This is a genomic window from Methanobrevibacter sp. (assembly GCF_051877095.1).
In the GTDB taxonomy this organism is placed as follows: Archaea; Methanobacteriota; Methanobacteria; order Methanobacteriales; family Methanobacteriaceae; genus Methanocatella.
In genome coordinates, this window is the sequence record NZ_JBJEIO010000005.1 from 331,856 (window position 1) to 356,727 (window position 24,872).

Sequence of the window (24,872 nt, forward strand, 5' to 3'; positions counted from 1 at the left end):
CATTTATAATTCTTTACATGCTTTAGCTAATTTTACACCTAAATCATAGCTTGCGTTATCTTCGTCTGCGGTTGGTACAAAATAAATTTCTTGAGTGTCTACAACATCAAATCCACAGGTACCTAATTCTTCAGCGAGTTTTGCAGGAGCTCCTCCTTTTCCACCCATTGAACCGAAAGTAACAGCTTTTCTTTCAATACCAGTTCTATTGAATAAAAGTCCTTTCAAGTAGTACATGATGTCTCCAACACTTGGGTAAGGTACATCATTAATGGTAGGATCACCAAGTGCAATTCCTTTACTGGTCAAGATACTTTTGACTATTTCGGATCTTTCATCTTCGTGTAAGAAGAATATTTCTACATCATAACCTTCGGACATTGCACCTTCAGCAATTTCATGAGCCATTTGTTGGGTTGAGTAGTGCATGGTATCGTAAATGATAGTAATTTTATCTTCACATACACCAGTAGCCCAGTTTTGGTAAGCTCCAATTACTTGCATTGGGTCAGTCCATATTTGACCATGAGATGGTGCAATCATTTTAATAGAATCTAGTAAACCTAATTCAACAACTTCATTTAATTTTTTAAGTACTAATTTTGAAAGTGGTGTAATTAAGTTCGCATAAAATTTTTGTGCTGCATCCATTAAAATATTTTCCGGAATTTCATCAGAGAATCTTTTGGTGAAGCATAAATGTTGACCAAATGCATCGTTAGGGAATAAAATACCAGTTTCATCAGCGAGTAAAGTGAACATGCTGTCTGGCCAGTGTAATAAGAATGCATCTAAGAATGCTAAGGTTCTTCCACCAACATCTAATGAGTCACCAGTTCCTACAGTAATGAATTCCGCACCTTCAAGTGCTGGGTAATGTTTTAAAAGGCCATCAACTGCAATTTTGGTACAATAGATAGGTGCTTCTGGGAATCTTTTATGTAAGTCTACTAAAACCCCAGAATGATCTTTTTCAACGTGGTTTTGGATGATGTAGTCAACTTTAACATCTCTTCCTTCTTGTGCGAAAGCGTCATCGATACGTGCCATCATTTCTTTGGTTTTTCCAGGGTAAGCATTATCAATAATTGCTACTTCATCTTTTCCAAATACAATATATGCATTGTAAGTAGTTCCATCTAATGTGTATCCATGGTAGGTTCTTAAATCCCAATCGAGTACACCAATCCAGTATACTCCATCAGCTATTTTTTGAGCATTAGCTTTCATTTTTTATTCTCCTAGTTTATAATAATCCATAATTATATCATGGATATTAATATTAACTTGGTTGTATCTATTATTTATACTTAACCTAAATTATTCCATACAATACGAACAGTTCGATATTTATTTTTGAGTTATTTCTAATTTTTGTATAATTATTAAAGTTTTTTTTATCATTTTGATTAAATTTTAGATTATAGATATATTTATTAACTAAATACATTAAATATAATTATACATATGGGGGAAATTAATGAGCAAACAAAAACCGATACAAATATTTTCAGATTCAACAGAATTATGTGTTAATGTAGTTAAAAGCCCAGCAAAACTCATAATTCTAGAAATGCTCAGAGATAGAGATATGGAATTTGATGAAATTGTTGCTAACATTGGTAAATCTAAATCTACAGTTTCAGTGCATTTAAAAAATTTAAGAGAAGATGGGATTATTTCATATAGAATGCATCCTGCAGATAATAGAAAAAAAATATTTTACTTAAATTCTAAATATCTTGGTTCTGTAAATCTTTCCGAACCAAAGGAACTTGAAGAGACTCAAGCAGATTATTTAATAAAAAATATAGTTGAAGGTGATGGACAGTTTTCAACATTATTGTTCCACACTTTAAAAGCAATGCTTATTCAAGAAGGAATTAATATTGATCCTATTTTAAAATCAACTGGTAATCAAATAGGTAAATCTCTCTTTAATAAATTGTATGATGAAGATTTAGATGTGTTTATGAATAATTTATCCAAATTTTGGAGTAAAAAAGGATTAGGCATGTTGAATTTTGAAATAGGTCAAATAATTAAAATTATAATTGTGGATTGTTTTGAATGTGAGTTACTTCCAAAGACAGGAAAACCTGCTTGTTTTTTAGATGCTGGTATTATGGAAGGTTTATTTACAGAATTTTTTAAATTACCTGTTAGTGTTATTGAGACACAATGTTATACAATGGGTGATGGAAAATGTGTCTTTGAGGTTGAACCCCAAAGTGTAAAAACTCACTAATCATTTTTAAATTTTATAATTGATGTTGTAAGGTAAGGTTTTTCGTGGGAAAATCCTTCAATTATTTTTTCATTTTCGCGAGTGCAGTTTTGAACTGAATAAATTTCTTTTTCTCTTTTATCGTTTTTGATTTTTAATTCAAGTTTTGTTGAATTTCTTGAAGCTTTCATAAGAACAATTGAATCACTATATTCTAAAATATTTTCAATTCTATTGTCAATTTTAGGAACAATAGTTAAAATGTCATTTTGTTCTACTAATGCTTCATTTTTAGCAGCTGCACATGCAGTAAATGAGGTAATTCCAGGAATAGTTTCTACTTCGTATTCATCAATTAATCTTTTTTGTAAGTATGAATAAGTACTAAATATGGATGTGTCTCCAAGTGTAATGAATGCGACATCTCTTCCAGTATTAAGATATTGTGCAACTAATTCAGATGCACTATCCCATATTTTTTCGAGTTCTTTTTTATCTTCAATCATAGGAAAAATAGGTTCAACGATCATTATTTTTTTATAATCTTTTCTTTCTTTAAGAAGTGGTCTTACGATTGATAAAGCAATACTTTCTTTTTCTTTCGCAGATTTAGGTGAAAAAATAACCGGGACTGTTTCTAATACTTTAGCAGCTTTTAATGTTAATAATTCAGTATCTCCGGGTCCAACACCAATTCCAATCAATTTTCCTTTTTTAACCATATAATCACTTTATTTTATAATTATTAATTTTAATCATTATTTTACAAATGCTCTTTCTATAATTTATTTATATTATATTTACCTAATATATTTTTAATGTCAAATTCAATTTTTTGCCCAAATTGTGGAATGTTAAAAAGTAATTGTACTTGTGGGAAATACTCTAAAAAAGAATCTGATGGTCCAACAAATTTATTTAGTTTTTCTGAATCAAAAATAAGGAATTCATCAATATTAGATGATGAAATTCCTGAAGTTTATTCTATAGATGATCATAAGCAAGATGAAGGGACTGCAGCATATTTGAAAGAATTAAATCCAAATATAGATGAAGATATTATTGAAAATTTTCCATTTGATGAGCCTAGAACTGGACAGTTAGAAATTATTCAAGAGATTAATGATGCAATTAAAAAAGGTTATAAATATATTATATTGGAGGCAGGGACAGGTACTGGTAAGTCTGCAATAGCTACAACATTAGCTAAAATGTATGGATCTGCTTATATTTTGACTATGACTAAACAATTGCAATCACAATATTCTGATGAATTTGATTTTCCATTGGTTAAAGGTAGGGGTAATTTTGCTTGTTTGCAGGATAATTTAGAGTCTACTTGTGATATTGGGGCTTGTAAAACATCTCCTGTTTCAAGTAAATTTTTCTGTCCTTATGGTGTTGCTAAAAATCCAACATTGGATGCAGAATTGGCTTTTGAAGATTCATATGGAGGAACAGTATTTTATCAATCAAGTGGGCATTGTCATTATTGGAATCAAAAGGCCAATGCGGTTAATTCTCCAATAACACTAATGAATTATGATTATGCTATTGTTGAGTTTAATTATGTTAAACATTTTGGACCTCGTTCTTTACTTATTTTAGATGAGGCTCATAATATTGAAAATAAATTAATGTCCACTATGGAAGTTACATTATATAATAGGACACTTGAGAAAGATATTAATAAGCAGATTTCTCCTCAAACTTTAAAAGATGGTGAACTTGAAGATTGGATGATGGAAATCGATGCAATTAGGGATTCTTATGAAGATATTGATTTAAAAGATATAAGTAAGAATAAGGCAGATAGGATTAGATCAACTATTGGTAGGTTAAAAACCCTTAGAAATAATCTAGAAAAAGAGCCTAAAAATTGGGTAATTGACACTGGAGATTATGGTGTTACATTTAAACCATTAAGGGTTCATCATTATGCTAAAAATAATTTATTAAAGTATGGGGATGTTGTTATTTTTATGAGTGCAACTATTTTATCCCATAAGATGTTTTCAAAATGGTTAGGGTTAAATCCTAATGAAGTTTATCATATTAAGGTGGATAGTCCATTTACGAAAGAAAAAAGACCTATTATTCTTGATTTAGCTGGAAAAATGTCTGCTAATAGGATTAAAAGAACTGCTCCAAAAACAATTCATATTTTACAAGAGATTTTAAAGAAACATGAGGGGGATAAAGGTTTAATACATACTCACAGTTATAAATGTCAACAATACATCACAAATAATTTACCTAATTCAAGATTAATTTCACATACTTCAAAAAATAGGGAGCAAATTTTGGATTTCTTTGAAAAAGATAAAAATCCATTGGTTTTAGTTTCACCATCTATGAGTGAAGGTGTTGATTTACCATACGATAAGTGTAGATTCCAAGTTATTTATAAAATGCCTTTTCCATATCTTGGAGATAAGCAAGTTAATATGAGAATGAAACGTGATAAAAAATGGTATGCTTATAAAACTGTAATGACTTTAATGCAAGCATATGGTCGTGGTATGAGAGCAGAAGATGATTCATGTTATACTTATATTATTGATAGTGATATTAACATGCTTTTTAAAAGTCCAATGTATAGATCGTTGATTCCTGAATTTTTCAAGGAAGCAGTTGTTAGAGTTAAAAAATAGCGGACCTGGAGGGATTTGAACCCCCGATCTCAGGATCCGAAGTCCTGCGTCATTCCTGACTAGACTACAGGCCCAATAAATAAAATTTTATTTCTTTTCTTCTTTTTCTTCAGAATCAATGGAAATAATTGGCAGGTCATCAATATCTTCTACTTCTGCAAAAATATCGTCAATAGTTTCATTATCAAGTTTTACTTGTTTATATTTGATATCCTCAATTTTTTCGATGGTTAGTTCTTTTTCATTTTCATCTTTCTTTTTAGCAGGGGGGATATCGCTTATATCTTGGGTGTTTGGTTGTGGTTTTTTAGAAGTAGTTGATTTTTTAAATTTATTTTTTATATCACCCATGTTGAATTCACCTATTTTATAGGAATTTTTATCCAATGGGATGTCGCTTTTAGGGATAATTTTTTTATTTTCTTTTTCCTTAGAAGCATCAGTTTTTACTTTTTCTTTAGCATCAATAGAATTAATACTATTTGTTATTCCAGTCAGTGGATTTTTGATGTCGAATATTTTATAAATTCCATAAATTAATAATAAAATCCCTAATCCAAGAACAATAACAGAAATAAAATTTGTTTCACCAGAAGTTACATTATCTATTATTCTATCGCTACGAGATCCAAAAATGAACATTGAGATTATTATAAATATAATTCCAAGTATGGAACTGATAATACTTAAAATAGGGGTTTTACCAATTTTAGCATTAACAAATTGGTCAAAATTTTCAGTTATATCACTAATAATGTCTTCTTCTTCAAAATCATTAACTGGGCTTTCTAATTCTTTTTCCTCTTTTGGTGTGTTAATTATAAAATTTTCATCAATAGGAGTTTCTTCTAAATTTATCGCATGGTCTTCAGTATTATCTGGATGATAGATAAATTCATCATCAATTTCTAACTCATCAAAATCTATTTCATCTTCATGTAGGTAATTTATCAATTCATTATCTTCCTGTGAATCAATAGCAGAATCTTCTTCTTTGACATTATCAATTAAGTCTTTTAAATTAGAAATCCTATGCTCTTTTTCTTTAGAATCTTTCATGAGAAAACCTCAGTCATAAGCTCTCCAAGTGTGTTTACATTTTACGCATGTGAATATACGGGTGGGAGCTTCATCAGCACTACGAGTTTGTAATAATTTATAAGTTGCTATATTGTGTCCACATTCAGGACAAATTTCTTCTGTTCTTGGGCCGACATCTACATCTTCACCCAACATTTTAACAGTTTCTTCAGCTTCAATTTTCTTTGAAACTTTATAATCAGTATTATCGGAGTTTTCTTCAGTGTAACCACAACTATTGCATTTTAAAATACCATTATTGGGAAACATCATTGCTCCACATTCAGGACAAAATTCCATTTAACTCCTCCTCTAATTAATTTTAATAAGTTTTATATTACAATATTTTTTTTAAGTTATTTAAATATATGGCATTATTTTTTATTTTTAACTATATTTAAGCAGTCTTTTATTATTTTATCATGGTCAAAAGCAAGATTGATTTCATTTAGTTTTTCAACTGAAAATATGTCAATGTCTTTTGCGTCATCATTAGCTTTTCGTTTATTAAAATCTCCTTTTGCAGTATATACAATACTTATGGTGTGGCCTCTTGAATCTCTATCTGGATTAGAGTAAACATTAACTAAATCTTCAAGTTTCACATTAATGCTAGTTTCTTCTTCAGCTTCTCTTATTGCAGCGGATTCTACAGTTTCACCATAATCAACAAATCCACCAGGCAATGCCCAGTAATCTTTAAAAGGATTATTTTTTCTTTTAATCAGAATAAAATTAAAATGCTCATCATAAATAAAAACATCTGTTGTTACAGATGGTTTTTTATATTCGGTCATTAAATCACTTAAAAAAGAATAGGAAGCTTATTCTAAAGCTTCATCAATAAGTTTTTTGAACTCAAGACTTTCTTTTTGGAGTTCTTCTGCAGCTTTTTGTAGTGCGTTTCTTGGTCTTTTTCCTCTTTTTGTTTTAATAGTCATTTCTGGTTTTCCAGTAAGAGGGTGATCAATATTATAAACTGCATATTCAACATCAGGATTTTGCATTAAAATGTGTCTTAACGCGTTACAGATTCCGTGACTTTCATCTTTTACAATAAAAGTTAATTCTAATGTTTTATCTTCAATAATTTCAAAATTTTCCATTTTATCAACCTAATTAATCATTAATGTAGTTTTTAGAAACTTTACGTTTTTCTTTTCTATTACATGTATTACATTGAAGTTCATCAATTTGTTTTGTAGTGTGCATGTAATCTCTACAACGAGTACACATAGCTTTTAGGACACCACAATCATCATCTGTGCTACCTAAATCGACATTATCTCCAGTAATTTTAATAACTTTTGCCTGAATAATATCTCCTATTCTAAAAGCATCAGATAATTTCTCTAAATAATCTTTTTTAGCTTGTGAGATGTGTATAGTACCCAGATATGGTAATGCTAATGGTCTTGCATTGTCTTTAATACATTCGATTTGAACATTTGCTCTTTGTGGTTTGATATCAGTAATCTGACCATAAACAATATCTCCAATTTTTAAAAGAGCAGGTTTTGCATCTGACACAACAGAAATTACCTTCATTTTTTGATTAATTTTAACATTTCCAAGTACTGATGATTTGATGTCTCCTTCATCATCATAAGTACCCTCTCCTGGGAGATATTGTTCGATTATTCCTAATTTATCTCCAGGCATCACAATTTTATCTTCTTCTATTTTCATATTAAAATCACCAAAATAAAGAGTTTATAAAACTCTCTTTAATATAATAATAATTTTATTTATATTAATATTTAAAATTATTTATAACGTTCATGGAATAAAATTTCATCCAATTGATAATTCTCCCATTCTCGTTTATTTAAAACTATTTCTAATTCTTGCGGAGTTAATAATGGTTTTTTATACATTTGTGAATCATCAATTGCGATTCTTGGACAAGCACTCACAACAAAAGCATCTAATTCTAAGTATGGAAGTAAAACATCTGGGGATACATTGTCTACTAGGATAATGTAGGCTTCCATTTTCATATCTTCTAGAATTTTTTTAATTTCTTTTGCTAAATTCATCCTGTATTGTCCTTCTTTTGTAGATACTAAAATTCCCCATTTTTTAGCACTACGGGCTTTTGTAATTCTTGCAAATCTTATTCTTAAAATTCTATCTGCAAATTCATCCATACTTCTAATTTCACCATTATAGGGATCTAATGCAATTACTGGAGTGTTAGAGAATAATTTAATTCCTAATGCATGGAAATTTCCATTTCCTATGAATAATATAACTTCAACATCTAAGTTTTTAATAGATGAAAAATTACACCCTAAAACTTGACCTTTCCTAGTTGATGGTGATGAACCTAGGATGACTTCTTTTCCATTGTCTTCTAAGAAATCTTTAGTTTCATTTAAAAGATGTAAGTGTTGTGTTGTTGTTACAAGTCCTATTCTGTAATAATCTTTTAAATATTCTAATGATTTTTCAAGGTTATTTTTAATATCTATATTAGAATATGCTTCAATAAATAATGTAGGAACTTCATATTTTAATGGAAGGGAAGTATGTCCGTAATGTACTATTAAATCAACTGATCCTTTCATTTTATAATCACTTACATCACATGCTCCAAAACAAGGATCTCCTGAGATAATAACTGTTGCTTCAGTTTCTTCTTCAATTTGTTTAGCTATTTTTATAGCTTGTATTTTTAAACCTTCTGGAAATTGAAGGCCAACAGTTTGAGCATCAAGTGAGGTTATCTTACGGATTACTTTGTCTAAATCCATATTATACATTGACATTTTAATCTTCAATTGTTTTTTCAATAACTACTTTTCCGTTGACAACATTGATTTTAACAATGGATATTACATCAACACCAGTTTCCTTTTTAACAATATTTTTGCCTTCGCCTTTTTCAATAACTGCAACAGTGGATTTAACTTCTAATCCTATATCTTTTAAAGTGTTTAATAAAGCTATTAAGGTTCCTCCAGTACTTACTACATCGTCAATAAGCAATATTTTTTCTCCAGCATGTAAATCGTTTACATAAAGGTTGGAGGAGCCATATCCTGTTTTTTGATAAACTTCTGTTTCTCCTTCAAGACCATATTGTCTTTTACGGATTACAACAAATGGGATGTCTGTTGCAAGAGATAGTGCAGTAGCTAAATGTATTCCCATTGCTTCAACTGCTACAATTTTATCAACATCTAAATCAGCATATTTAGAAACTATTAGTGATAATTCTCTAAGCATTTTAGGGTCCATTGCTGGAACACCATCACTTATAGGATTTACAAAGTAGTTATATTCACCTTTTTTAACTACGGGTGATGATTCTAAAGATTTTATTACTTCTTCTAACATGATATCACAAATTATTAAAACTTTAATTAAATAAATATATAATTAATATAATTATATAAGTTTGCTAATTAGAATTATTATAAGTGATAATATGCTTGGAAATTTAGGAGAAAATCTTACTAATACGATGAAAAAATTAGTAGGAATGTCCGTTATTGATAAAAAGACTATTAAAGAAGTTGTAAAAGATATTCAACGTGCTTTAATTCAATCTGACGTTAATATTAAGTTAGTCCTTGATTTATCAAAAAAAATTGAAAATAGGTCTCTTGAAGAGGAACCTCCAAAGGGTATTACTCCAAGGGAACATGTTATAACAATTATTTATGAAGAAATGGTAAATCTTTTAGGCAGTGAGACTGTTGGTTTAGATATTGATGAAAGACCTTACAAAATTTTATTCTTAGGTCTTCAAGGTAGTGGTAAAACAACTACCATTGGTAAATTATGTAGATTTTTACAGAAAAAAGGTTTTAACCCGGCTGTTGTATGTACTGACACATGGAGACCTGCTGCTTATGTTCAATTGAAACAGTTAACTGAAGAAATTGATGTTCCTTTATATGGGGATCCTGATAATAAGGATGCTCTTGATTTAGCTAGAAAAGGTTTGCAAGAGTTCAAAAATAGAAAAGTTATTATTTTCGATACAGCAGGTAGGCATAAAGAAGAAGAAGATTTAATTGCAGAAATGGATGAATTAGATGATATCATAAATCCAAATGAAGCTATTCTTGTTATTGATGGAACAATAGGTCAACAAGCAGGCGAGCAAGCAAAAGCTTTTTCAAAAGCTACTGATATTGGATCAATTATTATTACAAAATTAGATGGTTCAGCAAAAGGAGGAGGTGCAATGTCTGCTGTTGCAGAAACAGGTGCTCCAATTAAATTTATCGGTACTGGTGAAAGAATCGATGATTTTGAATTATTTGATTCAGAAAGATTTATTTCAAGATTACTTGGTATGGGGGATATAAAATCTCTTATTGAAAAAGCTGAAGAAAATATTGATGAGGATATTGCAGAAAAAACAATGAACAATATGCTCACTGGTAAATTTACATTAATGGATATGAGAAACCAATTTGAAATGATGAATAAAATGGGTCCAATGCAGCAAGTTTTAAATATGATTCCAGGTATGGGAAATAAAATCTCAAAAGAAGCTTCTAAGATGACTGAAGATAAAATAGACTCATATAAAATTATGATGTCTTCCATGACTGAAGAAGAAATGTTAAACCCTAAAATAATCAAACAGTCTCGTGTTCAAAGAATTGCTAGAGGGTCTGGTGTTGATGAAAGTGATGTAAAAGAACTTTTAAAATATTATAACAATACTAAAAAGACCATGAAAGGAATTGGTAAACGTGGTGGCCGTTTAGGTGGCGGTGCTATGAACCGTATTATGGGACAATTCATGAATAGATAATATGTACGAATTAGCAAAACAAATCTTAGAGCAAACAGATGGGAAAATCTGTAAAAATTGTCTTGGTAGAAAATTATCTAAAACAATTGAAGGATTAAACAACATTGAAAGAGCAGATAAAGTTTGTTCAGAATTAAATATAAATCTAGATGATGTAGATTGTGTGATATGTAATAATATCTTTAACAAGCTCGATGATGATTTATACAAAAAAATTGATGATAAAATTAATCAATTAGGAATTGAATTTGATACATTTTTAGTTGGTTCAAAGGTTCCTAAAGATATTCAAGAACGTGATGAAGAGCTTTCTAAAAAATTTAATCTTACTGTTGAGACTATTAAAAAAGAGATTAATAGATTAATTGGTCTTAGACTTTGGGAAATATATGACAAAGAGGCGGAATTTGAAAGTCAAGATATTGTATTTAACATAGATTTGATTGATAATCCTAAAGTTAGAATTCAAATTAATCCATTATATATTGAAGGTAAATATAATAAACTTAAAAGAGGAATTCCTCAAACTAAATGGCCATGCACAAAATGTAAAGGAAGAGGATGTGAAGAATGTAACTTCACAGGTAAACAATACCTAGAGTCAGTCGAAGAACTAATTTCAGAGCATGTATTAGAATTAACTAAGGGTAAGGAAGCTAAATTCCATGGTGCTGGTCGTGAGGATATTGATGTTTTAATGTTAGGTTCCGGAAGACCTTTTGTATTGGAAATCAAAGAACCAAAATTAAGAAAACTTGATTTATCAAAAGTTGAAGAAGATGTAAATAAAATTAATGAAGGTAAAACTGCTTATCATAATCTACATTTATGTAAAAGAAATAGGAAAGCAGAAATTAAACAATCCTCTCCGGATACTTATAAGGTTTATGATGCACTTGTTGGATGTGATGAAAGTTTTGATAAATTGAAACTTGAAGAATTATTAAAATTAGATGAGATTCATCAACAAACTCCTTTAAGAGTATTGAGAAGGCGTGCTGATAAGGTACGTATTAAACATGTTAAAGAATTATCATATGAAATAATTGATGATAAACATTTTAGCATGCGAATTAAGACTGAAGGCGGTTTATATATTAAAGAATTAATTTCTGGGGATGAAGGAAGAAGTCATCCTAATGTAAGTAAAATTTTAGGCGTTAAAGCTATTTGTGAGCAATTGGATGTAATAGAAGTAAGTGAGAAGTAGATAGTATGGTAGAAGAATTTACACATTTAACAGAAACAGGAGTCCACATGGTTGAAGTTGGTGGAAAACCTGATCAAAAAAGAAGAGCTATTGCAAGTGGTAGTATCTTTTTAGATAGAAATACAATTAATTTAATTCAAAATGAAGAAATAAAAAAGGGTAATGTTTTAACAACTGCTCAAATTGCAGGAATTCAAGCTGTTAAAAATACATCTTCAATAATTCCTCTTTGCCACCCATTAGCATTAACCGGTGTCGAGCTTGATTTTGAAGTTAAAGAGGATGAGATTATAGCTACATGTGCAGTTAATACATTAGGTAAAACTGGTGTTGAGATGGAAGCCATTACTGGTGTAAGTGTTGCTTTGCTTACCGTTTGGGATATGGTTAAAGCTGTTGAAAAGGATGAAAATGGACAATATCCAGATACTAAAATTAGTAGTATTAAAGTTATTAAAAAAGAAAAAATTTAAACTTTATATACTATAAAAATGATAATTAAGTATATTATTTTTATTAATTAAATTTTATGGGGATTTGTATGGCGAAAAAAAATGATAAAATTTCTATGCCTCAAACAGGTGCAGGTTTAGTAAGATATTTTGATGAAGAAAGTCTTGGACCAAAACTTTCTCCAGAGCATATCATTGTTGCTACTGTTATTGTAGCTATATTATGTTTTGTATTAAGATATTCAGTTTAAATTCATTGTTTTTTAAAAAAACAACATTACTTTTTTTCTTTATTTTGATAATATGTTAACTAAAAGAATTATTCCTTGTTTAGATTGTGATTTGCAAGTACCAGAAGGTAGAGTTGTAAAAGGTGTGGAGTTTAAAGAAATTAAATATGCTGGAAATCCAATAGACCTTGCAACAAAATACTACGAAGAAGGTGCAGATGAAATTGTAGTTTTAGATATCACTGCTTCACATGAAAGACGTGCTACAATGGCAGATGTTATTGATAAATTAACAGAAAATGTATTCATGCCAATTTGTGTAGGTGGAGGAATAAGACGTGTTGAAGATTATATTAAAATGCTTAGAGCAGGTGCAGATAAGTGTTCAACTAACACAGCAGCAATTAAAAATCCAGAATTATTAACTGAAGCTTCAAAAGTTGTAGGATCACAGGCAGTTGTCATTGGAATTGATGCAAAAAGAAGATATGTTTCACATCCAGATGATGCACCAGATAAAGTTGTTGTTGAAACTGATAAAGGATTCTGTTGGTTTGATTCAAGTATTTATGGTGGACGTGAATTCACAGGTATTGATGCAATTCAATGGGCACAAAAATGTCAAGATTTAGGTGCTGGTGAAATTCTTTTAACTAGTATGGATGGTGATGGAACTCAAAATGGATATGATATTGAGTTAAATAAGGCTATCAATGATGCTGTTGATATTCCAGTCATTGCTAGTGGTGGAGTTGGAGAGCCAAAAGATATTCTTGATGTATTTGAAAAAACAGATGTTAGTGCAGCTCTTGCAGCAAGTATATTTCACTTTAATCAGTATTCTCTTGGTGAAGTAAAAGAATATTTAAAAAAGAATAATATACCTGTCCGTTTATGATAATTAAAACTCCTATTGATTTGGAATTAACTCAGATTTCAGGTCAAACATCACAACCTCCATGGAAACAAGTAAACAATTCATTTAAGGAAGTTGTACAAGTTAATGATAAACCAGTTATTTTTGATGTTAAACAGTCTGGAGAATTTTTAGATTTTAATTTTTCTGGAGAGATTACTCAAAAAGAAGCTATTTCTAAAATAAATTATATTTATGATTTAGATTTTGATTTGAATAAATTTTATAAATATTTATCAAACCATGCTGAACTATCTGCAATGCCAGAGTTTTGTAATGGTTTAAGACTATTTTTAGCTTCAAATCCATTTGAATGCATTATTTCATCAATTTGTTCAGCAAATAATTCTATTAAAAGATGGACAAAATCAATTTCTGATATTAAACAGAAATGGGGAACTAATTATCATGATTTTTATAGTTTTCCAAGTGTTCAAATTCTTAAAGATGTATTTTTAGATGAAGAAGAGGAATTTGATTTATCAGATAATAATGACTTATGCAATTGTAGTAATAACTTAAAATCATGCGGTGTTGGATATAGAGCTCCATATATGAGAAAAGCATCTGAATTTTTTACATTTGAAATGGATTTCTCGGAAATTCAAAAAATGAGTTATGATGAGGCATTTGAGACAATATTAAAAGTCCCTGGTGTTGGTCCTAAAGTTGCTGATTGTATTTTATTATATGGTTTTAACTTTAGAGAAGCTTTTCCATCAGATGTTTGGATAAAAAGAATTGTTTCTCATCTTTATTTTGATGACAAGGATATTAGTGTACCTAAGGTCAGAGAGTTTGGAATGGAAGAATTTGGTAAAAATGCAGGTTATGTTCAATTGTATATGTTTCATTATGCACGTAAATCTGGTTTGATGAAACAACTTAAAAAATAGTTCTCTTTTTAATTGTAAATTAAGATATTTGAGTTAGTATAAAATAAAAAAAGTTGAAAGATAAAATTATCTTTCTTCTACGGTAACTTTGTTCATTTTGTCGCCTTGGCGAATAGCGTTAACGACATCTTGGCCTTTGATAACTTGACCAAATACAGTATGCACACCATCTAAATGAGGTTGTGGAGAGTGAGTAATAAAGAATTGACTACCACCAGTGTCTTTTCCTGCGTGTGCCATGGATAATGCACCAGTTCCATGTCTATGTGGGTTTCCTTCGGTTTCACATTTAATTGTGTAACCTGGTCCACCAGTACCGTTTCCGTTAGGACATCCACCTTGAATTACAAAGTCAGGGATTACTCTGTGGAAAGTTAATCCATCATAAAATCCTTCTTTGATTAATTTTTCAAAGTTTGCTACAGTTCCAGGTGCTTCTTTTGGGAATAATTCAAGTTCAATGTTCCCTTTATCAGTTTCAATTATTGCAACTTTCATTTTATCACCTAATTTTTAAATAATATTAATATTATAAATATTAATGATTAAATAGTTTATGGAAAGATTAAAATGAATACTCAAGAATTAATTAAAATTGAAGATGATTATTTCATAAACACTTTCACAAGACAACCAGTAGTACTTGACCATGGTGAAGGTGTAAGAGTCACAGATATTGATGGAAATGAATATTTAGACATGTTTGCAGGTATTGCTGTAAATGCGTTAGGTCACAACCACCCTAAACTTGTAAAAGCTATACAAGACCAAGCAGAAAAACTCATTCATATTTCAAGTATTTACTATAATGAACCAGCATTAGTATATGCTAAAAAATTAATTGATTTAACTAATTTCGATAGAATCTTTTATGCAAACAGTGGTGCTGAGGCAAATGAAGGAGCTATTAAATTAGCTGTAAAGTACACTGGAAAAAGTGAAATTATTTCAACTATTGATTCATTCCATGGAAGAACAATAATGACACTTGCAGCAACTGGTCATGAGGAATATCATGAACCATTTAAAGCAGTAATGCCAGAAGGGTTTATCAATGTTGCCTATAATGATCTTGAAGCTATTAAAGAAGCTGTAAATGAAAACACTGCAGCTATTATTGTAGAACCTATTCAAGGTGAAGGTGGAGTCAATGTTCCTGATGCTGAATATTTAAAAGGAATTGAGGCAATCTGTAAAGAAAATGGTATTGTATTCATTGTAGATGAAGTACAAACAGGATTCGGTAGATGTGGAACATTATTTGCACATGAATTATTCGATGTTAAACCAGATATTATGACTATGGCTAAAGGAATAGGTGGAGGAGTTCCAATGGGTGGAATTTTAGCAACTGAAGAAATAGCTAGTGCATTTGTACCTGGAGATCATGGAACTACATTTGGAGGAGGACCTCTTGTATGTGCTGCTGCTAATGAGGTTTTAGATGAAATTGAAGAAAAAGATATTTTAGCAAATGTTAATGAAGTTGGAGAATACTTTATTGAAGAGCTAAAAAAATTAGATAAAGAAGTTATTTCTGATGTTCGTGGTAAAGGTTTAATGGTTGGTTTAGAATTAACTAAACCTGGTGCTGAATATGTTGATAAACTAAGAGAAGCAGGATTTTTAATTAATTGTACTGCTGGAAATGTTTTAAGATTTGTTCCACCATTAATAATTACTAAAGAAGACATTGATGAGTTTGTTAAAGCTTTAGATGAAATTTTATAAGATTATCAATTAGATAATCTCATTCTTTTTTTTAATTTACCAACTATAACTCATACCAACACCACGTCCATGACTTCCTAAATAATAGAAATACTTAGGTTTATGATGATTGTCCTGTGTGTGATAATTATATTCTAAATCCACTTCAAGATTTTTCATGTAATTTTCTTGACAATAATCTCTTTGTGCAGTATCTAATTTGTTTAAAAATGTTTCTTTAGATATTTTTGATTTTGGTGTGCTTTTGATAATTTCCTTGAGTTCATTGGTAACATGATCTGAATTATATTGGATTCTAAAAATCTTTTTACCGGTTGCAAAAAATACCTCTAAGAAATCATGATTGTAGTAATCATTGTACTGATATAATACTACTGCATGGTGGCCGGCAATCTCTGTTTCTTCACTATCATTTAAATATCTACTGTTATAGGAATAGCCATACATTCTTTTTAAATTATCATTTTTAACTAGTGAAAATATTATAAAATCAAATGGTTCTCCATGAGTGTAACCTGTATTATCTTTATTTAGTGTTCCATTTGAAAATTTTTCAGGAATTTTGAAAGTTACTTTATTGACAGTAACATTTTTCCAATTATTAGTATCTTCTGCTGATATATGGGGAATTAAAACGAAGAGTATTATCACAAGTAAAATACATTTTAATTTCATAATGCTCACCTTACACATTTATTTGTTTATAATTCAATATTTATCTTTTGCTTTGTAGTTTAATTTTGGATTAATATTATTATTGGGATTTTGCTACTTTTTTCATTAATTTTAAATAGTATTAAGAAAATAACTAAATATATAATGTAACTTTTTTAGGAGTTTTAATTATGGATTTAAATATTAAAGTAAATGATAAAAACCACCTAGATATTGGTGGAGCAGATGCAGTTGATATTGCAGAAGAATTCGGAACTCCAACCTATGTAATTGATGAAAATAGGATAAGAGATAATTATAATAGATTCTATTCTACTTTTTCAAAATATTATCCTGATTTTAAAGTTTTTTATGCATGTAAAGCTAACACTAACCTTGCTGTAATGAAAATTTTAGAAAGTGAAGGTTGTTGCATTGATGCAGTTTCTCCTGGTGAAGTCCACATATCAAAATTGATTGGATTCTCAGGAGACAGAATATTATTCACTGGTAACAATATCACTAATGAAGAATTAAAATTCGTACATGATGAAGGTGCAGTTTTAAATATTGATTCAGTATCCGCACTTAATAGATTATCTAAAATGATTGATCCTGAAGGAGTAAAAATATCATTTAGGGTAAACCCAATGGTAGGTGCAGGGCATCATGATCACTGTATTACTGGTGGTGTGATGAGTAAATTTGGTATTATGGAATCTGAAGCTGTAGAAGTATATGAAAAAGCAAAGGAATTAGGATTCAATCCTATAGGTATGCATTCTCATATTGGATCAGGTATTTTAGATCCAGAACCATTCAAATTAGCTATTGAATCAACAATGGATATTGCGGGTAAAGTTCACCAAGATGCTGGAATTGATTTTGAATTTGTTGATTTTGGTGGAGGAGTAGGTATTCCATACACTCCTGAAGAGAATATTGTAGATTTAGATAAATTTGCAGAAGTTAATGTTGGATTATTTAAAGAAAAATTAGAACAATATGATATGGGTAATCCTACAATGTATCTTGAACCTGGAAGATTCTTAGTTGGAGATGCATGTGTACTTTTAGTAACTGTTAACAGTTTAAAACAAAGTTACAGAAAATTCATAGGTGTAGATGCAGGTTTCCATACTTTATTAAGACCAGCAATGTACGAGTCATATCATCACATTGTTGATGCAACTAAAATGGATGCTGAAAACACTCAAACTGTAGATATTGCAGGAAATGTATGTGAATCTGGAGATTTATTTGCACGTGACAGATTAATGCCTGATGTAGAAGAAGGAGATGTATTAGGTATATTAAATGCTGGTGCATATGGATTTACAATGTCTTCAAATTACAACTCAAGACCACTTGCTTCAGAAATATTGGTAACTGATGGTAAATGTTCAGTTGTACGTGAAAGAGAAACATTTGAAGACTTATATGCAAAACAAAGAATTCCACCACATTTAAAATAAGTTGATAATATGGTAGATTTAAAAGGATTAAAATTCTCAAAAATGCATGGAATAGGTAATGATTTTCCAATAATCGATGAATCAAAAGGAAAAGTCATTTCTGAAGAAGATAAACCTGAAGCATGTAGAATGTTATGCCATAGAAACTTTGGAGTAGGTGGGGATGGTGTCTTATTTGTAGAACCATCTGAAGTTGCAGATATTGGGTATAGAATGTTCAATCCTGATGGAAGCGAAGCTGAAATGTGTGGAAACGGTATAAGATGTTTTGGAGATTTTGTATACAGAAAAGGTATTTTAAAACAGGAAAAAATGACTGTTGAAACAAGAGCAGGAATTAAAACAATTGAAATCACATTGGATAATGGTGAACCTGTATTATTTAAAGTTGATATGGGATTATCAACTTTTAAAACTACAGAAATTCCAATGATTTCAGATATGGAGGAATTTTTAGACGGTAATTTAGAAGTTTTAGATACTACTTTTAATGTAACTGCTATTAGTGTTGGAAATCCTCATGCAATTATTTTTGTTGATAATGTAGATGAAATAGATATTAACAAATATGGTCCTGCTATTGAAGCACATGAAGTATTTCCTGAAAAGATCAATGTGCATTTTGTAGAGGTAATCTCTAAAAATGAAGGTAAAATGATTACTTGGGAAAGAGGTGCTGGTGTAACTCTTGCATGTGGTACTGGTGCGACTTCTACAGCTATTTCTGGGTACAAGTTAGGTTTATTTGATAGTGATGTATTACTTCATTTACCTGGTGGTGACTTAGAATTCAATGTATATGAAAAAGATGATTCTCTTGGAGCCTTTATGAAAGGTCCTGCAGAGCTTGTTTATGATGGAGAATTTTAATTCTCCTTTTTTAAATTTTATAAGCATTAATTAATGTTATATCTTCGAAAAAGAAATGTTCTTTTTCAGCTATTTCTGAAATAAAACCTAATTTATCTAATTTTTCTAGTGTTTCTTCATTACCTGATAGTGAAGACTGTATCATCTGTACTATTCCACCATCATTTAAATGATTCCCTACTTCATTTAAAAAGATGTCAATAACTTTTCTGCCATCTAATCCACCATCGAATGCATAATTTATAGTGTCATCTAGAACTTCGCCTTCTTCGGTAGGTAGATATGGAGTATTAAATAAAATTACATCAAACTTTCTATTTTTTACAGGTTCAAATAAATTTCCAAACAATATTTCAATGGTTTCAATGTTATTTGCCTCGAAGTTTTTACGTGCAAGTTCACAAGCATCAAAATTAATATCGGTTACAGTAATATTATCTGTAAGTCGTGAAGCATACATTGCAATAATACCTGATCCAGTCCCAATTTCCAGTACACTTTGTCCTTTTTTAATTTGCAAGTTTTCTGCGAGTAAATAGCTATCTTCCGCTGGAATGTAAACATTATCATCAATATTAATTGTAAAATCTTGCATAGCAATCTATCCATTAAAAATTGAGTTTAACTTTTTAGATAAAAACAGTATATCTTCGGGTTTAAGTGTAACAACTCTTTGTGTTAGATATTCATTTAATTTTTCATCTTCAATGTTGTTCATGTGTTTTTTCATTTCTTTTTTATCAAGATTGGTTATTATATGTCTGGAATCAATCAATGCATTTCTGATTTTTTTGTTCCTATGTTGGAACAATGCTTTTGTAAATTTAGAATAAATTTCAAAATCTTCAATTGAAATTTTATTTTTTTTGGGTGTTAATTTCACAACAGAAGAGTCAATTTTTGGTTTTGGGATAAAACTCTCAGAACTCACATCTGTTAATTTTTTCACATCACATTTAAAATATAACATGGCTGAAAGTCTAGAATAATTTTTAGTTCCAACTTCACCATTCATACGATCAGCAAATTCTTTTTGATACATTAAAATAGCTAAATCAAAATCATAGTCTAAAAATTTAAAAGTAATTGGTGATGAGATTTGATAAGGTAGATTAGAGATGATTTTATTGAATTTTGGAAATTCAACATCTAATGCATCTTCATTGAGTAAATCCACATTATCTATTTTTTCATCTTTGAGTCTTTTAGCTAATATTCTACAGATATTTTCATCCTGTTCAATAGCTATTACCTTTTTAGCTTTTTTGGCAAGTTCAATTGTTAATGTTCCAATTCCAGTTCCAATTTCTAAGATTACATCCTCTTTATGGATGTTTCCAAAGTTAATGATTTGGTCTCTTTTATTTTTATCAATTAGATAATTTTGACCAAGATTTTTATTTAACTTTATCCCATTTTGATTTAAGATGTTTTTAGTTATCTTGGAAAGGGATAAGGAATTTTCATTATTCAATTTATCACTTATCTTGGATTTCTAGGTTTTCTTGGAGCTTGTGTAAATATGTAATATTTACTTTTTCCTCTTTTTAGGGTATTTTTGTCTAATTCTTGTTTAACCCGGTTTACAATCATTCCTGCAGGATCAGTTAATGTTGGGAGTCTTTCTGTTATATCTTTAAAACTTTCAAATGGTTTTTCTTCTCTAGCATTAATAATGTCCCACATATATTTTTTTCCAATTCCTGGAATCAATTCAAGTGTATGGAGTCTTGTACTTACTGCCCCTGTTGTATTGAAAAAGTTAACATATTTTTCTTCGTTTGATTCAACAATGTCTCTGATTGTATAATCCAATTCTATTCTACTTGTTGCAGTTAATTTTTCAAAGTTTAATCTCCCAAGTACTCTATATATCTTATCTTTTTTTCCTTCTCCTATAAATACTGTGTCTCCTATTTCTAAATCAACACCTTTTTTAGGAGCTAATTCAAGTAAAGTGAATTGTTCTGTACCAATAGCTTGAGCAATAGGTTTTCCAGCAAATTTAGACATATCTGATTTAACATAGCCTCTGCTTAAATAATCAAGAACAACAGCATGTTGTTCTCTTTTTACAGTTGGTTTTTTTTCATTTCTTTTTTTATTATCAACCATCTTTATCACTCACTATTGTTTTTATAAAACTAAAATTAGCTATATAAATAAACTAATTAATTAATTTATTTTTTAAGTATAATAAAGATATCTAAAAAAAGTATATTTTTGGATAATAAATTAAAAATATAATAAAAAAAGTGAATAGTTAGAAACTATTCTTCAATATCATATTGTTCTAAGAGTTCAAGTATTTTTTCCATATCTGATTTTTCAATTTTCATAGTTTCTTTAGCAAAAATTAATCTTAAATCTGCTAAATCTTTTGGAGCTAAATCTGCGATACGTACTGCAACTTTATCTCTTAGGCCAAAATCGTCTTGAAGTTTTTTAATAATTTCTTCTGAATCTTCAATGGAATATCTTTTAAATCGTGCAAGATGATTTAAAGTAATATTTTGCTCATAGTTTAATTCATTGTTTTGTGAAAAATCTTCAAGAACTTGTTTTACTTCTGTACTTGATATTGGTTCACTTTCAATAATTTCTTTTCCAATCATAGAAATCATTTTTGTAATTTTAAGTGGTCAGGTCTTACAATTAATTCCTTTGCTTTGTTTCCTTCTTTTAAGGATATGATGTAAGCTTTACCTTTTTGACCAGTAACTTTTCCAGTTTTACCATGGAATCTAGGAGAAGGTTGTCCTTTTTGGATACTTGGATTGATAGTAATGTGAACTAAGTCTCCTTCTTCAAACCTTTGCATTTTGTTAGTAATAGGATTGGTCCTACCTGGTCTTTGGGTTTTAGTCATTTTTTTTCTTGATCTACTTTTTAATCCTCTTGATCTTTGCATAATATAACCTCTTATCAGCTGTCTGGGTATATTAATCTATGTTATCAGCGACCTAGTATTAAATTGCCCATAAATACTAGTAACATAGAATGTGAAAATAATGTAATTATCACTCAGTAACATGATAATATTATAATTTTAGTTTAATGCTATTAATATACTTTTAGTTTTTTAGCATTTTTTAAAATTTTTTTTAATATAAATTTTAAAATATGGTTGTGGTTTGGTGTTTAAAATGGTGTGTGAAGATAACTATTTAGTTATCTTCGAATCTTCTTCTGTCAATTAATTCTTGACGTTTACCTGGGTTCCATCCACCGGATGCAGATTTTGCACGTCCAACTTGTTGTACGTATCCAGTAATTCTGTCATACCATTCAACATCGTCTTTTTCACCACAGGTAGGACAACTATTGTTCAATCCTTTCATTAATGTTTTACATTTAAGACAGAAACTTAATGCTGAACTGTAAGCCCAGAATCCAATATCTGATTTTTTAGCAATTTTATTAGTTAAACTCATTAAAGAATCAGGGTCAGAATAGGATTCACCCATGAATGCATGGAAGATGTGTCCACCTGGTGTGATACTGTGATATTGTTCTTCAATTTTAATTTTTTCGATAAGTGAAAGGCCAGTGTCTACTGGTACATGTGAAGAGTTTGTGTAGTAATTTGCGTTTCCTTCACCTTGTACAATAGCTTGGTCTCCATATTGTTTTTTATCGAGAGTTGCAAATCTGTAAGCAGTAGATTCAGCAGGAGTTTGAATAACAGACCATCTGAGTCCAGTTTCATCTTTTAATTGGTTAGCTCTATCATTGATGTATTCAATACATTTTACTCCGAATTTATTTGCATCAGCATTTTCAATACCTTCTCCAAATAATGAAGATAACATTTCGTTAAGTCCAACGAAACCAAAAGATAAAGTTGAATTTTGGATTCTGTAGTAAGAGTCTTCAGCTACTTGTTGTTTTAAGAATGGTAAAATGTGGAAATCGTTTAAACATTTTAATCCTTGTTCTCTTCTAAGCATTAAAGTTTCAACTGCAAGATCCATGTATTCGTCTAAGTATTCAAATACTTGACTTTCATCTTTAGATTGATATCCAATTCTTGGTAAGTTTAAAGTAACATAAGCTAAGTTACCAGTTCTTAAACAATCTTGATCCCAGTCACCAGTCCATGTATCTTGTAAACAAGTTCTACATCCCATGTAGTTTGCCATGTCTCCTCTATATTTAGGGAACATGTTTACAAAGTAGGAAGAACCATATTTTGCAGATAATTCGTGAACTAATCTGATGTCTTCTTCGTATTCACTGGTCATTGTTTCTTTACGGAGAGTATAAATGGTATTAGGGAATAAATGAGGTTTTCCTTCGTTATCTCCAGCGAGTAATGTTTCAGTAAATGCTCTTTGTATTAATCTGGTTTCTTCTTCAAAATCACCATAAGTTCCTACTACTTGACCTTTCGGTCCGTATGCTGTTTCTTCTTTTAAGAAGTCAGGAACACCAAATTCTAATGCCATACTTGTGAATGGAACTTGGGATCCTCTTGCTGCATATGCCATGTTTAAGTTGTAAACAAGCATTTGTACAGATTGTTTGATTTCTTCGTATGTTCTTCCTCTTGCAAATGGTGCTACAAATACGTTCCAGAGAGACATTCCTTGTCCTCCAGACATGTTTTGTTGTGCTGCAAGCATAATTTCACCAGTATGGTTCATTAATGTTTCCATATGGTTTGGAGCTCCTGCAATTGAAGTGTGATCCCCAGTACCATCTACTTTAAGTCCATATTTGATGAAAGTTCTAATATCGTGTTGCATACAATTTAGAGGTCTTCCTGCGAAAAATTCTAAATCGTGAATGTGGATATCTCCAGACATGTGTGCATCTGCTAAGTGTGCAGGAAGCATTTTTAAAAGAGCATATTGTTTTAATGCTTCATCTGCTACATGTTTGTGAATACTTTCAGGGTTGTGAATCATATTTGCATTATCTCTGTTACCATTTTCGATTAAATTGGTAATGTTATATACAGGAATACCTAAACGAGTGTAACGGCTTCTTAAATCTTCTAAGCCATATTCTACTAATTTAGTGTTAACAATTTCCCTAATCATTGGAGCAGTTAAGTATTCTACATTTAATTTTTTGAGTTCTTTCCAAGTTTCGGTTGCAATTTCAAATGCAGTTTCTTGGCTTGCTCCAGTTTCTTCAATTAAAGTATTTGCGATTTTGGATAAGTCAAATGCTTCAATAGTATCTCTTGAAGTACGTACTTTTAATCTGGTACTTGCTAAATATTTGTTTGCAATTTCAGAATCAATGTCTTCTAAACATTCATGCACGATTTTTTTGATTTCTTTAGTTTTAATTCCATCGTATAACTGTGATACTACTGTTGCTACGATTTTATCAGATTCAAAAAAAGGAGTTTCAACCATTACTAATGATTTTAGTAATTTTTCATAGCTGAATCTTTCTTTAATCCCATTATTCTTCTCTACATTAATTTTTGCAGATTCATCTAAATTTTTTTTTAATTCTGAAGTTTTTTCCATTTAAAACACACCATTTTCATAATTTCGAGAGTAAGTACTCTCATGTAAAATAATATATGTTTGCTCATGTATAAAAATTGTTCGTATTCTATCGAACATATATTTTAATACTTGATTTTGAGAATATATAAAATTTTCGTCTTTGCTTAATCAAGTCTATTATACTGTGATATTTATTATATTTCTAATATTAAAAATTAAAAGTCCAAGAGCA

28 protein-coding genes and 1 tRNA gene are annotated in these 24,872 nt (G+C 29.9%); 11 read left to right on the forward strand and 18 right to left on the reverse strand.

Annotated elements, in window-relative coordinates; all coding sequences use genetic code 11:
• Positions 1 to 3 precede the first annotated feature (3 nt).
• Positions 4 to 1,230 carry an FprA family A-type flavoprotein gene (locus ACI389_RS04605; protein ID WP_439780368.1) on the reverse strand — a complete coding sequence of 409 codons (1,227 nt, stop codon included), beginning with the start codon at positions 1,228 to 1,230 and terminating at the stop codon, positions 4 to 6.
• A 250-nt stretch (positions 1,231 to 1,480) separates the two neighbouring features.
• Between ACI389_RS04605 and ACI389_RS04610 the strand changes: the two genes are divergently transcribed.
• Positions 1,481 to 2,248, forward strand: a complete 768-nt coding sequence (locus tag ACI389_RS04610; protein WP_439780369.1) for a V4R domain-containing protein — start codon at positions 1,481 to 1,483, stop codon at positions 2,246 to 2,248.
• Here the strand turns inward: ACI389_RS04610 and cobI are convergent.
• Positions 2,245 to 2,949 carry a precorrin-2 C(20)-methyltransferase gene (cobI, locus tag ACI389_RS04615; RefSeq protein WP_439780370.1) on the reverse strand — a complete coding sequence of 235 codons (705 nt, stop codon included), beginning with the start codon at positions 2,947 to 2,949 and terminating at the stop codon, positions 2,245 to 2,247. The two genes, ACI389_RS04610 and cobI, sit on opposite strands and share 4 nt — an antisense overlap.
• Before the next feature lie 96 nt (positions 2,950 to 3,045).
• Here cobI and ACI389_RS04620 point away from each other — a divergent pair, with 96 nt between their 5' ends.
• Entirely contained in the window at positions 3,046 to 4,881 is a 1,836-nt protein-coding gene (locus ACI389_RS04620) for a helicase C-terminal domain-containing protein (RefSeq protein ID WP_439780371.1), read from the forward strand.
• On the opposite strand, the gene ACI389_RS04625 is transcribed toward ACI389_RS04620, so the two are convergent.
• The 8 genes from ACI389_RS04625 to hpt form a co-directional block, all read right to left on the reverse strand.
• Positions 4,882 to 4,955 (reverse strand) — tRNA-Arg (locus tag ACI389_RS04625).
• 13 nt (positions 4,956 to 4,968) lie between these two features.
• The gene (locus ACI389_RS04630; RefSeq protein WP_439780372.1) at positions 4,969 to 5,940 is read right to left on the reverse strand and encodes a topoisomerase IV; all 972 of its coding nucleotides are present in this window, start codon (positions 5,938 to 5,940) and stop codon (positions 4,969 to 4,971) included.
• A gap of 9 nt (positions 5,941 to 5,949) precedes the next feature.
• The gene (locus ACI389_RS04635; protein ID WP_439780373.1) at positions 5,950 to 6,261 is read right to left on the reverse strand and encodes a transcription factor S; all 312 of its coding nucleotides are present in this window, start codon (positions 6,259 to 6,261) and stop codon (positions 5,950 to 5,952) included.
• 74 nt (positions 6,262 to 6,335) lie between these two features.
• Complete coding sequence (locus tag ACI389_RS04640) at positions 6,336 to 6,758, reverse strand: NUDIX domain-containing protein (RefSeq protein WP_439780374.1); 423 nt, start codon at positions 6,756 to 6,758, stop codon at positions 6,336 to 6,338.
• 27 nt (positions 6,759 to 6,785) lie between these two features.
• Entirely contained in the window at positions 6,786 to 7,067 is a 282-nt protein-coding gene (locus ACI389_RS04645) for a DNA-directed RNA polymerase subunit L (RefSeq protein WP_439780375.1), read from the reverse strand.
• A 13-nt stretch (positions 7,068 to 7,080) separates the two neighbouring features.
• A complete protein-coding gene (locus ACI389_RS04650; RefSeq protein WP_439780376.1) occupies positions 7,081 to 7,650 on the reverse strand; it encodes an exosome complex RNA-binding protein Csl4 in 570 nt (189 codons plus the stop codon).
• 77 nt (positions 7,651 to 7,727) lie between these two features.
• Entirely contained in the window at positions 7,728 to 8,732 is a 1,005-nt protein-coding gene (dph2, locus tag ACI389_RS04655; RefSeq protein ID WP_439780377.1) for a diphthamide biosynthesis enzyme Dph2, read from the reverse strand.
• A gap of 1 nt (position 8,733) precedes the next feature.
• Positions 8,734 to 9,303 (reverse strand): hypoxanthine/guanine phosphoribosyltransferase, encoded by a 570-nt coding sequence (gene hpt, locus ACI389_RS04660; RefSeq protein WP_439780378.1) that lies wholly within the window; start codon positions 9,301 to 9,303, stop codon positions 8,734 to 8,736.
• Positions 9,304 to 9,394: 91 nt separating this feature from the next.
• Between hpt and ACI389_RS04665 the strand changes: the two genes are divergently transcribed.
• The 6 genes from ACI389_RS04665 to ACI389_RS04690 all read left to right on the forward strand — a co-directional run bounded on the left by ACI389_RS04665 (position 9,395) and on the right by ACI389_RS04690 (position 14,442).
• On the forward strand, positions 9,395 to 10,738 hold the full coding sequence (locus tag ACI389_RS04665) for a signal recognition particle protein Srp54 (protein WP_439780379.1): 1,344 nt from the start codon (positions 9,395 to 9,397) through the stop codon (positions 10,736 to 10,738).
• Complete coding sequence (locus tag ACI389_RS04670; RefSeq protein WP_439780444.1) at positions 10,731 to 11,948, forward strand: tRNA pseudouridine(54/55) synthase Pus10; 1,218 nt, start codon at positions 10,731 to 10,733, stop codon at positions 11,946 to 11,948. Before ACI389_RS04665 ends, ACI389_RS04670 begins: the two co-directional genes overlap by 8 nt.
• Positions 11,949 to 11,953: 5 nt before the next feature.
• Complete coding sequence (moaC, locus tag ACI389_RS04675; RefSeq protein WP_439780380.1) at positions 11,954 to 12,421, forward strand: cyclic pyranopterin monophosphate synthase MoaC; 468 nt, start codon at positions 11,954 to 11,956, stop codon at positions 12,419 to 12,421.
• Between the two features lie 68 nt (positions 12,422 to 12,489).
• On the forward strand, positions 12,490 to 12,651 hold the full coding sequence (locus tag ACI389_RS04680) for a preprotein translocase subunit Sec61beta (protein WP_432645014.1): 162 nt from the start codon (positions 12,490 to 12,492) through the stop codon (positions 12,649 to 12,651).
• 52 nt (positions 12,652 to 12,703) lie between these two features.
• Positions 12,704 to 13,528, forward strand: coding sequence for an imidazole glycerol phosphate synthase subunit HisF (gene hisF / locus ACI389_RS04685; protein ID WP_439780381.1), 825 nt, complete (start codon positions 12,704 to 12,706; stop codon positions 13,526 to 13,528).
• Complete coding sequence (locus ACI389_RS04690; RefSeq protein WP_439780382.1) at positions 13,525 to 14,442, forward strand: DNA glycosylase; 918 nt, start codon at positions 13,525 to 13,527, stop codon at positions 14,440 to 14,442. Before hisF ends, ACI389_RS04690 begins: the two co-directional genes overlap by 4 nt.
• A gap of 66 nt (positions 14,443 to 14,508) precedes the next feature.
• Here ACI389_RS04690 and ACI389_RS04695 read toward each other — a convergent pair whose 3' ends face one another.
• Positions 14,509 to 14,940, reverse strand: a complete 432-nt coding sequence (locus tag ACI389_RS04695) for a peptidylprolyl isomerase (RefSeq protein ID WP_439780383.1) — start codon at positions 14,938 to 14,940, stop codon at positions 14,509 to 14,511.
• A 72-nt stretch (positions 14,941 to 15,012) separates the two neighbouring features.
• Here ACI389_RS04695 and ACI389_RS04700 point away from each other — a divergent pair, with 72 nt between their 5' ends.
• Complete coding sequence (locus ACI389_RS04700) at positions 15,013 to 16,173, forward strand: acetylornithine transaminase (RefSeq protein WP_439780384.1); 1,161 nt, start codon at positions 15,013 to 15,015, stop codon at positions 16,171 to 16,173.
• A 36-nt stretch (positions 16,174 to 16,209) separates the two neighbouring features.
• Here the strand turns inward: ACI389_RS04700 and ACI389_RS04705 are convergent, their stop codons facing one another.
• Complete coding sequence (locus ACI389_RS04705) at positions 16,210 to 16,848, reverse strand: hypothetical protein (protein ID WP_439780385.1); 639 nt, start codon at positions 16,846 to 16,848, stop codon at positions 16,210 to 16,212.
• A 170-nt stretch (positions 16,849 to 17,018) separates the two neighbouring features.
• Here ACI389_RS04705 and lysA point away from each other — a divergent pair, with 170 nt between their 5' ends.
• On the forward strand, positions 17,019 to 18,302 hold the full coding sequence (gene lysA / locus ACI389_RS04710; protein WP_439780386.1) for a diaminopimelate decarboxylase: 1,284 nt from the start codon (positions 17,019 to 17,021) through the stop codon (positions 18,300 to 18,302).
• Positions 18,303 to 18,311: 9 nt separating this feature from the next.
• Positions 18,312 to 19,172 (forward strand): diaminopimelate epimerase, encoded by an 861-nt coding sequence (gene dapF, locus ACI389_RS04715; RefSeq protein ID WP_439780387.1) that lies wholly within the window; start codon positions 18,312 to 18,314, stop codon positions 19,170 to 19,172.
• A 10-nt stretch (positions 19,173 to 19,182) separates the two neighbouring features.
• Here dapF and ACI389_RS04720 read toward each other — a convergent pair whose 3' ends face one another.
• The 6 genes from ACI389_RS04720 to nrdD form a co-directional block, all read right to left on the reverse strand.
• A complete protein-coding gene (locus ACI389_RS04720) occupies positions 19,183 to 19,767 on the reverse strand; it encodes a HemK2/MTQ2 family protein methyltransferase (RefSeq protein WP_439780388.1) in 585 nt (194 codons plus the stop codon).
• Positions 19,768 to 19,773: 6 nt separating this feature from the next.
• Positions 19,774 to 20,646, reverse strand: coding sequence for a 16S rRNA (adenine(1518)-N(6)/adenine(1519)-N(6))-dimethyltransferase RsmA (gene rsmA / locus ACI389_RS04725; protein WP_439780389.1), 873 nt, complete (start codon positions 20,644 to 20,646; stop codon positions 19,774 to 19,776).
• Positions 20,647 to 20,654: 8 nt separating this feature from the next.
• Positions 20,655 to 21,287, reverse strand: a complete 633-nt coding sequence (locus ACI389_RS04730) for a DUF655 domain-containing protein (RefSeq protein WP_439780390.1) — start codon at positions 21,285 to 21,287, stop codon at positions 20,655 to 20,657.
• Between the two features lie 155 nt (positions 21,288 to 21,442).
• Positions 21,443 to 21,787, reverse strand: a complete 345-nt coding sequence (locus ACI389_RS04735; protein WP_439780391.1) for an RNA polymerase Rpb4 family protein — start codon at positions 21,785 to 21,787, stop codon at positions 21,443 to 21,445.
• A 5-nt stretch (positions 21,788 to 21,792) separates the two neighbouring features.
• Positions 21,793 to 22,083: a 50S ribosomal protein L21e gene (locus ACI389_RS04740; protein WP_439780392.1), complete on the reverse strand. Its 291-nt coding sequence runs from the start codon at positions 22,081 to 22,083 to the stop codon at positions 21,793 to 21,795.
• Positions 22,084 to 22,339: 256 nt separating this feature from the next.
• On the reverse strand, positions 22,340 to 24,658 hold the full coding sequence (gene nrdD / locus ACI389_RS04745) for an anaerobic ribonucleoside-triphosphate reductase (protein ID WP_439780393.1): 2,319 nt from the start codon (positions 24,656 to 24,658) through the stop codon (positions 22,340 to 22,342).
• Positions 24,659 to 24,872: the final 214 nt, after the last annotated feature.